This window comes from Rhodobacter capsulatus, assembly GCF_052363185.1.
Classification (GTDB): domain Bacteria; phylum Pseudomonadota; class Alphaproteobacteria; order Rhodobacterales; family Rhodobacteraceae; genus Rhodobacter; species Rhodobacter capsulatus_E.
On sequence record NZ_CP198955.1, the window covers coordinates 2417244 to 2430816 of the forward strand.

13 protein-coding genes and 1 riboswitch are annotated in these 13573 nt (G+C 62.9%); of the genes, 8 read left to right on the forward strand and 5 right to left on the reverse strand.

Features of this window, described 5'->3' with window-relative positions:
- Positions 1 to 11: 11 nt before the first annotated feature.
- From ACTTAG_RS11825 to ACTTAG_RS11845, 5 genes are all read right to left on the reverse strand, one after another.
- Entirely contained in the window at positions 12 to 1652 is a 1641-nt protein-coding gene (locus ACTTAG_RS11825) for a nucleotidyltransferase domain-containing protein (RefSeq protein WP_444462515.1), read from the reverse strand.
- Positions 1653 to 2098: 446 nt separating this feature from the next.
- Positions 2099 to 2680 carry a hypothetical protein gene (locus ACTTAG_RS11830; RefSeq protein ID WP_444462516.1) on the reverse strand — a complete coding sequence of 194 codons (582 nt, stop codon included), beginning with the start codon at positions 2678 to 2680 and terminating at the stop codon, positions 2099 to 2101.
- Position 2681: 1 nt separating this feature from the next.
- Positions 2682 to 3242, reverse strand: coding sequence for a TniQ family protein (locus ACTTAG_RS11835; RefSeq protein ID WP_444462517.1), 561 nt, complete (start codon positions 3240 to 3242; stop codon positions 2682 to 2684).
- A gap of 221 nt (positions 3243 to 3463) precedes the next feature.
- Entirely contained in the window at positions 3464 to 4336 is an 873-nt protein-coding gene (locus tag ACTTAG_RS11840) for a hypothetical protein (RefSeq protein ID WP_444462518.1), read from the reverse strand.
- Between the two features lie 65 nt (positions 4337 to 4401).
- Entirely contained in the window at positions 4402 to 5619 is a 1218-nt protein-coding gene (locus tag ACTTAG_RS11845; protein WP_444462519.1) for a hypothetical protein, read from the reverse strand.
- Between the two features lie 126 nt (positions 5620 to 5745).
- Between ACTTAG_RS11845 and miaB the strand changes: the two genes are divergently transcribed.
- The 8 genes from miaB (at position 5746) to metK (ending at position 13571) form a co-directional block, all read left to right on the forward strand.
- Positions 5746 to 7065 carry a tRNA (N6-isopentenyl adenosine(37)-C2)-methylthiotransferase MiaB gene (miaB, locus tag ACTTAG_RS11850; RefSeq protein ID WP_444462520.1) on the forward strand — a complete coding sequence of 440 codons (1320 nt, stop codon included), beginning with the start codon at positions 5746 to 5748 and terminating at the stop codon, positions 7063 to 7065.
- Between the two features lie 221 nt (positions 7066 to 7286).
- The gene (locus tag ACTTAG_RS11855) at positions 7287 to 7844 is read left to right on the forward strand and encodes an OmpA family protein (protein ID WP_444462521.1); all 558 of its coding nucleotides are present in this window, start codon (positions 7287 to 7289) and stop codon (positions 7842 to 7844) included.
- A gap of 11 nt (positions 7845 to 7855) precedes the next feature.
- Positions 7856 to 8158, forward strand: a complete 303-nt coding sequence (locus ACTTAG_RS11860) for a hypothetical protein (protein ID WP_444462522.1) — start codon at positions 7856 to 7858, stop codon at positions 8156 to 8158.
- A gap of 187 nt (positions 8159 to 8345) precedes the next feature.
- Positions 8346 to 9365, forward strand: a complete 1020-nt coding sequence (locus ACTTAG_RS11865) for a PhoH family protein (RefSeq protein ID WP_444462523.1) — start codon at positions 8346 to 8348, stop codon at positions 9363 to 9365.
- Complete coding sequence (ybeY, locus tag ACTTAG_RS11870) at positions 9346 to 9858, forward strand: rRNA maturation RNase YbeY (RefSeq protein WP_444462524.1); 513 nt, start codon at positions 9346 to 9348, stop codon at positions 9856 to 9858. The genes ACTTAG_RS11865 and ybeY overlap by 20 nt, the downstream gene beginning before the upstream one ends.
- A 29-nt stretch (positions 9859 to 9887) precedes the next feature.
- A complete protein-coding gene (locus tag ACTTAG_RS11875; protein ID WP_444462525.1) occupies positions 9888 to 10790 on the forward strand; it encodes a transporter associated domain-containing protein in 903 nt (300 codons plus the stop codon).
- 15 nt (positions 10791 to 10805) lie between these two features.
- Positions 10806 to 12341 carry an apolipoprotein N-acyltransferase gene (gene lnt, locus ACTTAG_RS11880; protein ID WP_444462526.1) on the forward strand — a complete coding sequence of 512 codons (1536 nt, stop codon included), beginning with the start codon at positions 10806 to 10808 and terminating at the stop codon, positions 12339 to 12341.
- A gap of 7 nt (positions 12342 to 12348) precedes the next feature.
- Positions 12349 to 12397, forward strand: a riboswitch (SAM-SAH riboswitch).
- 7 nt (positions 12398 to 12404) lie between these two features.
- Complete coding sequence (gene metK / locus ACTTAG_RS11885) at positions 12405 to 13571, forward strand: methionine adenosyltransferase (protein WP_444462527.1); 1167 nt, start codon at positions 12405 to 12407, stop codon at positions 13569 to 13571.
- Positions 13572 to 13573 lie beyond the last annotated feature (2 nt).

A 13573-nucleotide genomic window follows, 5' to 3' on the forward strand; every position in this document is an offset into this window, starting at 1 on the left:
TTGGAAAAGGACTATGTTCCTGCTTTGTGGGCCGGAGACCTACGATCCCGACGCCTTGAAGGCGGGTCTCGAGATTGACCCTGATGACTCGCGCCGATTCCGGGAACGCTTCGAGGCGGTCTTGCGGTACAGGCCGTTGACTGCCGACGAATACGAAAAGGATATCGGGTTCCATTTTGACAATGACGAAGAGATGTACGGCTACCTTCGGGCGATGTTCGACTTTCTTTTCCAACGCGGACCATTTCCGGAATGACTTTTTTGGCGGCATTGGCCGGGATTGGCGGCGAGCCTGTGCTGGTCACGATGTATCCGATGGAAGCGCGACAATGAAATCTCTCGACCTGCGGACCCAGGCTTGGCTGGATGACATGTTCCTTTATTGCGGGGCGAACGTGTATGGCCCGGACAAATTGAAAGAAGAACTCGGGTGGTCGAGCGAATGGTCTGAGCGCCTGCGTAGGAATTTCGATTATGTCTTGGAAAACCGGTCTCTGACCGCTGACGATTACGCGCGCAGAACGGACATCGAATTCGAAAACGACGAAGCGCTGTTTGCGTACGTCGAGGCGCTGCGTGATTTTCTTTTTTTGAACGGACCTTATCCCGAATTCGAAGGCTGAGCCAGGCTGGAGAACGTTCGACGGCAGGCCCACCCCCTCCAACCACGCGAAAAACGCGCCAGCTCGCTCCGGATGCTCCTCCCACTTGTCCGCGAAATTCTCGAGCGCGTCCGTTGGGTTCTTGATGACGTATTTCGTGCCGTCGTGCTCGATAGCCTCTTCCATCCGGCTCAGGATCGATAGCAGAGCATACCCAATCGTTTCTTCGCCCTGGTAGGCGTGTGCGGCAAGCGAGGAGATAATGATCGAAATTGGTTTGTCGGTGGGATCGTCCGCGAACATGGTGTCACGGTGCCGCTTCAAAATCATGATGGCGGACTGCAGCGGCGTGCGAACGCGGTATGTCGGGATGTCTTCGACACTAGCGGTTATACCCTCAGCACGCATCTCTTCCAAGATTTGCTCTCGCCTCCGAAGGAAGACATCGCCCATTCGCGATTTGAACCACTCCGCATAGCCACGCGGATTGGAGCGCGGCCAATCGTCCGTGATGACGTCATACTCCGCTTCCTCATTGTCCGTGATGGCGATGGCCGTGTCGGCGTAGGTTGCATCGAGACTACGGGCCTCGAGCAGCAGGCGCTGGTCCTCTGCGTTCGGAATGCAAGGCACAATGTCCATATGAAACTGCGCGCCATCAGCGTATTCAAGGCGCCAGCACCGTCGGCCTTCATGCACAGGTTTCTTGATGCCCTTGCTGTCACGGTAGAACTTGATCTCCTCACCCAGCATTTGCTTCAGATCGTGCTGCGACAGGTCCGACTTGCTCAGACCCGTGAGCGAGCAGGCGCAGTCCACATCATACTCTTCATCGTCAGACATTGGCCTGATGACGGTGCCGAGCCGAAAGGAACCCTGTACAAAGATTTCGGGATTATGATCCCTGACACTGGACGCGTCTCGATGCAGCCAATCGCCGAGTGATTTATAGCTCTTTTCAGCCTGTTCGTAGCGCGCGGACGGAATCTCGAGCGCCTTTGCTAGAGCTTCAAGATATGCTTCAGCCTGCTTTGTGATCGTGACGGCCATGCTTAACTACCCCCCTTGGTTCTCCAACCATATGAGTTGCTGGTAGGCAGATTGCAACGCGCTGAGCGTCCGTTGCTTTTTATCCAATAGTGTTTCATCGTACCCACCGAGAACGACCGCTTGCTCATCGGCCTGCCAGGTCTATCGCGCCCGCAGCGAACATCTGCTTCCCGCCCTCTGCGATGGCTCCAAACGGCGGTTCGGGACCGAAAATGGTGACGGTGAGAGCGATCTGTCGGCTTATCTGTCCGGAAATAACCCCGGCATCCCGTCGCTTGCCAGACGGGCCGGGAAGCTCAGGCGCAAAGGGGCGTGCTGCGTTTCGGCATTCAGCGCTCCCACGGCAACCAGCTCCGCCGTGACCTTCCGGGGCTTCAGTGAAACGGCCCTTCTTCATCGGAAACTCCTCGTCCATCTTACTGAGAAAATTCTACTTTCACATCCCCTTAGCCACGGGGAGGACTCCCCACCGGAGCCAGGCGCACCGAGACAGATCTAGTCGCACCCGGACCGAAAAAATACGCCGAGTAGGGTGGCAATTCCTTGATGCGCCCGGCAATCCTTTGCTGGTCTTGGCTGGAGGCAGCAATTCGGGCCAGCGCTTTGGCGTCGGCATCGGTTGTGCGGAGTATCAGATAGCTTCCGACTGCCTCGAACAATGCTGGATCAAAATCACGTACCCCTTGCGAGGCCAACGCAAACGCGAGTCCGTACTTCCTGCACTCCTTTGCGAAACGTGGGATCAGCTTCAACTTCGCTGCCCTGTGCGCCTCATCGAAAATGATCGCATGGGTCAAGCGTTGCTGGACACCACGTCGAAACATGTCCTTGTAAAGACTGTAGAGCACGAACGAAGAGAAAGCGTTTTGAAGCATTTCGTTGGTGCTCTGATGAATTCGGATCAATGTCGGGCGATGCACGTCCAAGAGGCCCGGTGCGGATGTTGCGCCGCCAAAAAAACCGTAGTCGTTAAGCTCTTGTAGTCGCGAAATCAAGGTCTGGTTCGGCTTCGGACGCGACTTCAGCAAATCAAAGAAGACCTGAAACTCTGGGGCAGGGCGTGTCCAGGGCGCCGGTTATCACCTGCGGCATGAAGAGGCCGATCCGCGTTGCGAAATCGTGGCGCTTGGTCCGGTCGCTGTCGGTCCAGACCTCGACAAGAGCGCGGTTGTGGCGGGGGCAGGCTCGGAGGAAGGGAACCTGCCAATTCGAGCGAAAGGCCATGCCGATCTGATGCGGCAGGCCAGAACCTCGGGCATCTTCACGCAGGCAATCGGGGCAGATCCGCGTGGCGGGGCTGCGCACGGCATGGCGTGGAAAGACATTGCCGTTGCGCTCGAAGCTGCGGGTGCTCACGCGCGAAAAACTGGCAGATCGGAGGGGGCGAGGATCCGTGTCCGCGATCTGCGCAAGCCCCTCGATCGCGTGGGGCGCGCCGTCGATCAGATCGGACAGGTCGATCCCGATCAGGACGGCAAAGCTCTCTAGGTTGGCGCCATTCCGCATGGCGAGGCGCGACAGATATGAGGCCGGCGCTTCGCCGGGCGCGGGGTCGAACCTGAGTGTGAGGCGGGGAAGCGCTGAGGGCATGATCCGGCTGGCAATTCTGGCTTCCTTGCTTTGCCCTGAAACCGCCGGGTCCTCAATCCCTGAGGATTAGGGGGGCAATCTTGCCAAAACCGCTTCAAAACCGGGGGATGCCGCTCGAGGAAGCCCCGAATCGCACTTGCGGAAGCTGCAAGTGTCAATTTTGCGGCGTTTCGTTGTCATTGCGGCAAGTTTGAGTGGCACACCACAACCTCCCCTGCCCGTCAGAACCACTGCCCCGGTTCCATCAGGCCCAGATCCAGCAGCTGGCGGCTTGACCACTCGAAGGGCACCGAATTGTGCCACCGGAACGTCGGGATGTCATAGGTCGAGCCCGGATTGCGCTTGAGCGCTTTGGCCACCCGGAACGAGACCACCGCCGCCGTCAGGTTGTGGTGCCACGGGCAGGCATAGGTGTTGCGCTCCTCGTCCGAAAGCGTGTGATCGGCCCGCAGCTCCAGCCCCGGTGCGGTGCGAAACAGCGCGATCCGGTCGATCTTGCGCCGCGCCGCGGGGATGTGTTCGTCAAAGCGCCAGCGCAGCCCGCCAAAGAAATCCAGCTGCCGTTCGCGCGGGTGGTTGTGGTTCGCGGGATCGGGGCGGCCCAGCGCATAATAGCCGCTGCGGTCCAGCATCGCCTCGGCCAGATTGACCCCGTCGGGGTTCTTTTCCAGATCGGCCGCGTAAAGATCGACCACATAGGTCAGCATGCCGAACCGGCGTTCCTCGGTGTGGAAGGCCAGCAACTCGCGCACCGAGCGGGTCTCGCAGAAGGGAAAGAACAGATATTCGGCGTTGAACCCGTAATAGAACCAGGTTCCCGCGGGCGCGGCGGCAATCAGCGGATTGAGCGCGTCCAGAAAGGCCCCGGGGCCATGCGCGACCCAGGGAATGCGGTGAACAAGTGGCGCAAGATCCCCCGGCAGCACCAGCGCCGGAGGGGCGCAAAGGATCAGCGTGCGAAAGCCGAGCTTCAGATGGTGGCGGATCGTGCTGTCGACCTCCACCAGATCCTCGATCAAGAGCACCGCCACCGGCCCCCCGGCCAGAACCTCTGTCGCCACGCTCAGGAAGGCGGTCTGGGACGCGTATTCCATGCCTGTCTGCCCCTTTTTGCGCAGATTTGCGGAAGGTGCGGGGGAATGCAAGCGCGGCCTTGCCGTCAGGTCGTGAAGGGAAGCTCCATCGTGCCGCCACAGCCCTTGTAAATGCGCCGATCCCGGATCTTGCCCCGGTAGCCGATGATGCCGAAAATCAGCACCTCGACCAGCCATTGTGCAAGAAGCCAGGCTTCGTGCATCTGCAGCCCCTGCGGCTGGTAGGCCGCGTCCTGATGCACAAGCTTGTTGCGGATGAACGAGATCAGGTCGAAGGCATCCTTGTTGTTTTGTGATCGGGAGAGTCCTCTCAGTTCCGGGCTTTGTTCGAGCAGGTCACAGTCGACGCGCAGGAAGGTTGCCGCCGCGCGCATCTTGTCGCTGAACTTGATCCCCTTTTCGGCCATCAGGCTTTTCGACCACCCGGCGCGATGTTCCAGAATGTAGTTCACCAGCGCCTCAAGCGCGGTGTGGGCCGCGATGATCGCCATTTCGATCGAGGCCGATCGCAGAACATTCGACGCACGATAATATTCTATCCCCTGACGCAGTGCGCGTCTGGTGAGGTCGTCAGCATGAGCACTGCTGAAGGCCAGGAAAATCGTTGGCAAGTCCTGCTGCAGGCACCGATCAAGCCAGTTCGGTTCGATCTTGCCAGAGTCGTTCGGCGTGAAGCCCAACAAGCTGAACGCGACGGCGCCGGTGGCGTCATGCGCGATCAGATTGCCAACCCCGCAATGGCTCCCTTTGACGAAGGTCAGGAAAACGTGAAGGCACCCCATGTCTGAAACCACATCGTCTGAGCCTGTCTCAAGCGTGGAGGAAATCAGGCAGGGTTTTCCCACAACCCCGGATGGGACGATCTTGAAGGTTACATTCTCGGGCGTGACAAGACGGATAGTGCGGGAGAGGAACTCGGGCGGTGACAGCAGGACAGAGGAAAAGCCCGCAGAGATAGCCGCCTGTCCAAGGTGGATCGGTATTCGCTTTGCCCGGGCTTCCACTGTGCTTGGTTCGCCATGGAAAGGGAAGGTGCAGCGTTTCAAAAACAGCTTGGTGATGTATCCGCCGCACTCGAAACTGAAGTCGGTGTTGCCGTCGACATTGAAAGCCTCCCCCCACTCGACGAACGCCCCCAGATGAAAGACCGGGATCCAGTCCGCGTCATAGCTGACCGGAATGCGCGCGGGCCCCACGTCGCGGTCGCGGATGCGCAGGTTATCCACCGAAATTTCGAAACGGGGCGGCGTGTCGGCTTTCAATAACTCTTCCGGGGTCAGCATCGGACCTCCACGCAAGGGGGACGGCAATGACCGCCATCCTGTCGCGCGAAATCCCGCCCCGCAAGCCCGCAAAACTTGCGGCATCGGCCCGTTTGCGGTATCGGGCGCCAACCCCGGGAGGCCCCCATGACCGACGCGCCGAAAAAGCTGCATATCAAGACCTATGGCTGTCAGATGAACGTCTATGACAGCGAGCGCATGGCCGAGGCGATGGGCGTGCAGGGCTATACCCTGACCGACGATCCGGCCGAGGCCGACATGGTGCTGCTCAACACCTGCCACATCCGCGAAAAGGCTGCCGAAAAGGTCTATTCCGATCTGGGCCGGCTGCGCCCCTTCAAGGAGGCGAAGCCGGGCCTGACCATCGGCGTCGCGGGCTGCGTCGCGCAGGCCGAGGGCGAAGAGATCATGCGCCGCATGCCGCTTGTCGATCTGGTCGTGGGCAGCCAGAACTACCACCGCCTGCCCGAGATGGTGGCGGCCGTCGCGCGGGGCGAGCGCCCCGTGGACACCGAATTCCCGGCCGAGGACAAGTTCGACAAGCTGCCCGAACGCCCGGTGCAAGCGCGCCCCACCGCCTTTCTGACCGTGCAGGAGGGCTGCGACAAGTTCTGCGCCTTTTGCGTCGTGCCCTATACGCGCGGCGCCGAAATCTCGCGCCCCGTTGCGCGCATCCTGACGGAAGCCGAAAAGCTGGTCGCCAAGGGGGTGAAGGAAATCACGCTGCTGGGCCAGAACGTGAATGGCTATCACGGCGCGGGGCCCGACGGGGTCTGGGGCCTTGGCCGTCTGGTGCGGGAACTGGCGCGGGTCGACGGGCTCGACCGCATCCGTTACACCACGAGCCACCCCAACGACATGGCCGAGGATCTGATCGCGGCGCATGGCGCGGAACCGAAGCTGATGCCCTATCTGCATCTGCCGGTGCAATCGGGGTCGGACCCGGTCCTGAAGGCGATGAACCGCAAACACACCGCCGAAGACTACCTGCGGCTGATCGAGCGTATCCGCGCGGCGCGGCCCGATATCCTGATCTCGTCGGATTTCATCGTGGGCTTTCCGGGCGAGACCGAGGCCGACCATCAGGCCAGTCTGGATCTGATCCGCGCCGTGGGCTTTGGCGCGGCGTTTTCGTTCAAATATTCGCCGCGTCCGGGCACGCCTGCGGCCGGGCGCGACCCGGTCGCGGCCGAGATCGCCGATGCACGGCTGCAGGAATTGCAGGCGCTGATCACCGCGCAGCAAAAGGCCGCGCAGGAGGCGATGGTGGGGCGCACGGTCGGCGTGCTGTTTGAAAAGCCGGGTCGGCTGCCGGGGCAATGGGTGGGCAAGTCCGATCACCTGCATGCGGTGCATGTGAGCGCCGAAGGCATCGGCCCGGGCACGCTTGCGCAGGTGAGAATCACCGCCTCGGCGCCGAACTCGCTGGCGGGCGCACTTCTCTGACCCGCTGGGGCAGCGCGGAAAACCCTTCGCCTTGTCGCGGGACTTTCGGCCTTTGCCCCGAAATTGTCCCAATTCGTGCAAATTGCGCCCCGGTTTGTTCCCGGTTGCGTCACAATAACGGGGTGAAAGCCCTTTCCTTGTCTCAAGGTTTTGTTACTGTGGGCCAAATTCGTTAACGCTCTGGCCCGGCCGGGGCGGGTCCATTCGAGGAGGCTTGGGGGATGACAAGATTGACCCGAGGATTGAAACCGGCGGCGGCGGTCTTTGCCGCGGCAGCCTTGGCGCTGGCGGCCTCGGTCGGCCCGGTCGCGGCGCAGCAGAAGTCCGAGACCTATCTCCCGGCGATCTGGATCGACCCCGACGGCTGCGAACATTGGGCGATGGATGACGGCACCGAAGGCTACATGGACGCGCGCAAGACCCGCGACGGCCGCCCGGTCTGCCACCGCAATGTCTGCGGCGTGCTGCAGACCGACACGCTTTTCGCCACCGACAGCACCAAGCTGACCGCCTCGGGGCGCAGCGCGCTGCAGCAGTTCTTCCAATCCGCGCAGGCGCGCAGCTTCATCATCACCGGCCACACCGACAGCCGCGCCTCGGATGAATATAACATGCGCCTGTCGAAAGGCCGCGCCGAGGCCGTGGCGGGCGTGGCGCAACAGGTCGGCGCCCCGGTGCTGGCGGTGAACTGGTATGGCGAGCGGATGCCGAAGGCGACGAATGCCACCGCCGCGGGCATGGCGCAAAACCGCCGCGTCGAAGTGATCTGCGTGAAGTGAGGGGCACCACCATGAACGGCACGAAACTCCTGCTTCTTGGCGTCGCGGCGCTGGCGCTGGCGGCCTGCGACAACAGCTATGGTCCCGACAAGTCGATCGACCGCGGCATCAATTCCCACCCCCTGAGCACGCTCAAGGCCGGGGTCTGGGTCGATCCCGAGGGCTGCGATCACTGGATCATCGACGACGGCGTCGAAGGGTATCTGACCGCCCGCGTCGATGATTACGGCAAGCCGATCTGCTCGGGTGCCGCCCCGCCCAATACCGCCGTCGGCCCGTTCAAGGAAGGCTCGCCGATTCCCGATTACCTCTGATCGGGAAATCAGCATCTGCCCAAAATTCGGGCAATTTGGCCGTGCGGCGCCCCGCACGGCCGCTTTCATGTCGGGCAGATGAATTTTTTGCCCCGGCGCGGATTTCGGGCAAACCAGCGCTTGCGTGAAACAGGGGTGGGGTGCACCATATCTTTGACACGCCCCACCTCAACCCAGGGAGACGTTATTGGGCTTCAGCGCGATCACCCCCCCGCCCCGCACGCAGGACGCTTACGAGACGCTTCTTGAATATCCCGACAACCGGTTGCTGATCGACCTGTGCGGCGAATTCGACCGCAACCTGGCGCAGATCGAGCACAAGCTGTCGGTGCATATCCTGCGCCGCGGCAATCAGCTGGCGGTGGTCGGCACGCCCGAGGCGCAGGGGCTGGCCGGGGGGGTGCTGAACGCTCTTTACGCCCGGCTGGAGGCGGGCAAGCCCATCGACGCGGGCGAGATCGACGCGGCGATCCGGATGTCGGATCTGGGCCATGACGGGGTCTCGGTCGATGAACAGCTGGAGATGTTCGCGGCCGGAAAATACGAGATCCGCACCCGCAAGAAACAGGTCGAGCCGCGCACGGATGCGCAAAAGGCCTATGTGCGGGCGCTCTTTGAAAACGAAATGGCCTTCGGCATCGGTCCGGCGGGCACCGGGAAAACCTATCTCGCGGTGGCCGTGGGCGTGACGATGCTGATCGGCGGGCTGGTGGACAAGATCATCCTCAGCCGTCCCGCGGTCGAGGCGGGCGAGCGTCTGGGCTTTCTGCCGGGCGACATGAAGGACAAGGTCGATCCCTACATGCAGCCGCTTTACGACGCGCTGAACGACTTTCTGCCCGCCAAGCAGATGGCCAAGCTGATGGAGGAAAAACGCATCGAAATCGCGCCCTTGGCCTTCATGCGGGGGCGGACGCTGTCGAATGCCTTTGTGGTGCTGGACGAGGCGCAGAATGCCACGACGATGCAGATGAAGATGTTTTTGACGCGTCTGGGTCAGGGCTCGCGCATGGTGATCACCGGGGATCGCACGCAGATCGACCTGCCGCGCGGCACGGCTTCGGGGCTTGCCGATGCCGAACGCATCCTGGCCGGCGTGAAGGGGATTTCCTTCAACTATTTCACCGCCGAGGATGTCGTGCGTCACCCGCTTGTGGCGCGGATCATTGGCGCTTATGAACGGGCGGATGAAGGAACCGCTGGTTGAATGTCTGATCGAGGAAGCGGCCTGGCAGGGGATTGACCTTGCCGGGCTGTCGGAACGCGTGGCCCGCGCCGTGCTGCTGGATCAGGAACTGGACCCGGACGCCTGGGAAATCAGCCTGATCGGTTGCGATGATGCCCGCATCGCGGAGCTGAACGCCGAATTTCGCGGCAAGCCCACGCCCACCAACGTCCTGTCCTGGCCCGCGCAGGATCTGGCGGCCGAGGAAGACGGCGACGAGCCCTGGTTCCCCGAGCCCTTCGTGCCGGGGGAACGTGATGGGCTTGGCGATATCGCGATCGCCTTTCAGACCTGCGCGCGCGAGGCGGAAGAAGCGGGCAAATCCGTTCACGATCATGTCACGCATCTTGTGATACATGGCGTTTTGCATCTTCTGGGCTATGACCACATCCGCGACGCTGACGCGCAGTTGATGGAAAGCATCGAAGTGCGTATCTTGGCCGCTCTGGGGATCGCAAATCCCTACGAGATCTAGCCCCGCGGGGGCGCATTTGGAAAGGACAGATGGGACAAGTCGCAGACGGAAGCAATTCCGCCGCCGCCGCGCCCGCTTCGGACCCCGAAGCCGGCGAGAGTAGCAACGACCCTCAGCCGAGGGGCTTTTTCGGGCGCATATTGGGCGCCCTTGGCGCCAGCCCGGGCGAGACACCCCCCGACGAGGCGCAGTCCGCCGCCACCGTGACGCCTGCGGGCCTGCCGGGCCTTGGCAACCTGCGCAAGATGCGGGTCGGCGACGTCGCCGTGCCCAAGGCCGAAATCATCGCCGTGCCGGTCACCACCACCCGCGAGGAACTGGTCGAAGTCTTCCGCACCCAGGGCTATTCGCGCCTGCCGGTGTTCAAGGACACTTTGGACAGTCCGATGGGGCTGGTGCTGCTCAAGGATCTGGCGCTGGCGCATGGTTTTGGCGGTGCCGCGGGCCGGTTTTCCTTGCGCAAGCTGTTGCGGCCGCTGCTTTATGTGCCGCCGTCGATGCCCATCGGCGTGCTGTTGCAAAAGATGCAGGTGCAGCGCATCCATATGGCTTTGGTCATCGACGAATATGGCGGGGTCGATGGGCTTGTGACGCTGGAAGACCTGATCGAACAGGTGATCGGCGAGATCGAGGACGAGCACGACGAGGAAGAAGACGGCCTTTGGAAGCTGGAAAAGCCCGGCCAATGGCTGGTGCAGGCCCGCGTGCCGCTGGAGGATTTCGAGGCCGAGATCGGCATGAAACTGGCCGATGCCGAAGAAGGCGCCGAGATCGACACCTTGGGCGGGCTTGTCTTCATGCAGATCGACCGCGTGCCCGCGCGCGGCGAGGTGATCGTGGCCGATAACGGCGTCGAATTCGAAGTGGTCGATGCCGATCCGCGCCGGGTCAAGCGGCTGCGGGTGCGGCTGCCGGGCGTCGCCGCCGAATAACGGAACGGACCTTTCATGCGCGTGCCCCCGCTTTACAATCCCGCGGTCAAGATCCTTGTCTGGGGTCTGGCCGCGATCCTCGGGGCGGGGGTGGCGCTGGGTCAGGCGCCCTTCGGGCTTTGGGGGGTCGCGCTGGTGGCGCTGTCGCTTCTGATCGCGATGGGGCAGGCGACCTCGCCCTTTCGGGTGGGGCTTGCGGCGGGCACCGGCTATGCGGCGCTCGCCATGTTCTGGATCGTCGAGCCTTTCTTCGTCGAGCCAGAGATTTACGGCTGGATGGCGCCTTTCGCGCTGATCTTCATGGCCTTGGGCATGGGGCTTTTCTGGGCCTTGGGCATGAGCCTTGGCGCGCGTCTGGGCGGGGCTTCGGTCTCGCGCGCGGCAGGCGTCGCGGTCGGGCTGTTCGGCGCCGATCTGGTGCGCAGCTACATCTTTACCGGGCTGCCCTGGGTGCTGTTCGGCCATATCTGGATCGACACGCCGCTGTCGCAGGGCGCGGCCCTTGTCGGCGCGATGGGGCTTGGCGCGCTGACGCTGGGGCTGGCCGTGCTGCCCTGGCTGATGCCCCGGGCGAACTGGCGGCTGCCTGCGGCGGGGGTCTCGGCCGCTGTCATCGCGGGGCTTTGGGGCGCGGGCAGCTGGCAACTGGCGCAGCCGGTGCCGCCCCGCGCGACGCCGGTCAATCTGCGCATCGTGCAGCCCAATGCGCCGCAGGATCTGAAATGGCGCCCGGACTATGCCGAGGAGTTCTTCTTTCGCCATCTCGATCTGACCGCCGCCCCACCTGCCCCGGGCAAGCCTGCGCCCGATCTGATCCTGTGGCCCGAAACCGCGGTGCCCTTTCTGCTCGATCGCGCGGGCGACGGCCTGACGATGATCGCCGAGGCGGCCCGCGGCGTGCCAGTCGCGGTGGGGATCCAGCGCGAGGAAGGCCTGCGCTATTTCAATTCGCTGGCGATGATCGAGGCCGGGGGCAAGATCGGCCCGGTCTATGACAAGGTGCATCTGGTGCCCTTTGGCGAATACATCCCCTTTGGTGATGAGCTTTCGCGCTTCGGCATCACCGCCTTTGCCGCGCGCGAAGGCAACGGCTATTCCGCGGGCACGGCGCGCAAGCTTCTCGATCTGGGCCCTCTCGGCCTTGTGCAACCGCTCATCTGCTACGAGGCGGTCTTCCCGCAGGACATGCACGCCGAGCGCCGCCCCGACTGGCTGTTGCAGATCACCAACGACGCCTGGTTCGGCGAATTGTCAGGCCCGGTGCAGCATCTGGTGCAGGCGCGGTTTCGGGCGATCGAATTCGGCCTGCCGCTGGCCCGGTCCGCCAATACCGGCATCTCGGCGCTGATCGACGCGCGGGGCCGCGTGGTGGAAAGCCTGGGCATGGGAGAACAGGGCGTGATCGACGCGCCCCTACCCGGCTCGCTCGCCGCGCCGCCCTATGCCCGGATGGGCGATGGGCCCTGGCTTGCAGGTCTTATCGCCGCAGTTGCCCTTGTTTGGGGGCTTGGGCGCAAATCGCGCGTTGACCGGCGCAGAATCGGGGGATAGCGTCCCCCCACCACTCCAACGGCTTCCTGGCGGGGTGGGAACACATCAATGGAGCACTTCCCCATGTCACGTTCTAACTATGTCTTCACTTCCGAGTCCGTCTCGGAGGGTCACCCCGACAAGGTCTGCGACCGCATCTCCGATGCCGTTCTGGATGCCTTCCTTGCCGAAGAGCCGAATGCCCGCGTCGCCTGCGAGACCTTCGCCACCACCAATCAGGTGGTTGTCGGTGGGGAAGTGGGCCTGTCGGACAAGGCCAAACTGGCCGAGTTCATGGGCCGCATCGACGGGATCGTGCGCGATTGCGTCAAGGATATCGGCTATGAACAGGACGCCTTCCACTGGGCGACGCTGAACTTTGCCAATTACCTGCACCCGCAATCGGCGCATATCAGCCAAGGCGTCGACAAGGACGGGGCGGGCGATCAGGGCATCATGTTCGGCTATGCGACCGACGAGACGCCGGAACTGATGCCCGCGCCGATCCAGTATGCCCATGCGATCCTGCGCCGTCTGGCCGAGGTGCGCAAATCGGGCGCCGAGCCGACGCTGGGCCCGGATGCGAAATCGCAGCTTTCGGTGCGTTACGAAGACGGTAAGCCCGTTGGCGTCACCTCGATCGTGCTCTCGACGCAGCACAAATATGAAAGCCAGACCTCGGATGACATCCGGGCGATCGTGGAACCGCATATCCGCGCGGTGCTGCCCGCGGGCTGGATCGACGAGAAGACCGAATGGTGGGTGAACCCGACCGGGACCTTTGTGATCGGCGGGCCGGATGGCGACGCCGGTCTGACCGGCCGCAAGATCATCGTTGACACCTATGGCGGGGCTGCGCCGCATGGCGGCGGGGCCTTCTCGGGCAAGGACCCGACCAAGGTGGACCGCTCGGCCGCCTATGCCGCGCGCTATCTGGCGAAGAACGTGGTGGCCGCGGGTCTGGCGAAGCGCTGCCTCATTCAGGTGTCCTATGCGATCGGCGTGGCCAAGCCCCTCTCGATCTATGCCGACACCTATGGCACGGGCGAGCTGCCGGATGCGGAAATCGAGCGGATCGTCTCCGAATGCATGGATCTGACCCCGCGCGGCATCCGCACGCAGCTGGATCTGAACCGCCCGATCTATGCGCGCACCTCGGCCTATGGCCATTTCGGCCGCGCGCCGGAAGCCGATGGCGGCTTCAGCTGGGAGCGCACCGATCTGGTCGAGGCGCTGAAGAAAGCCGTCTGATC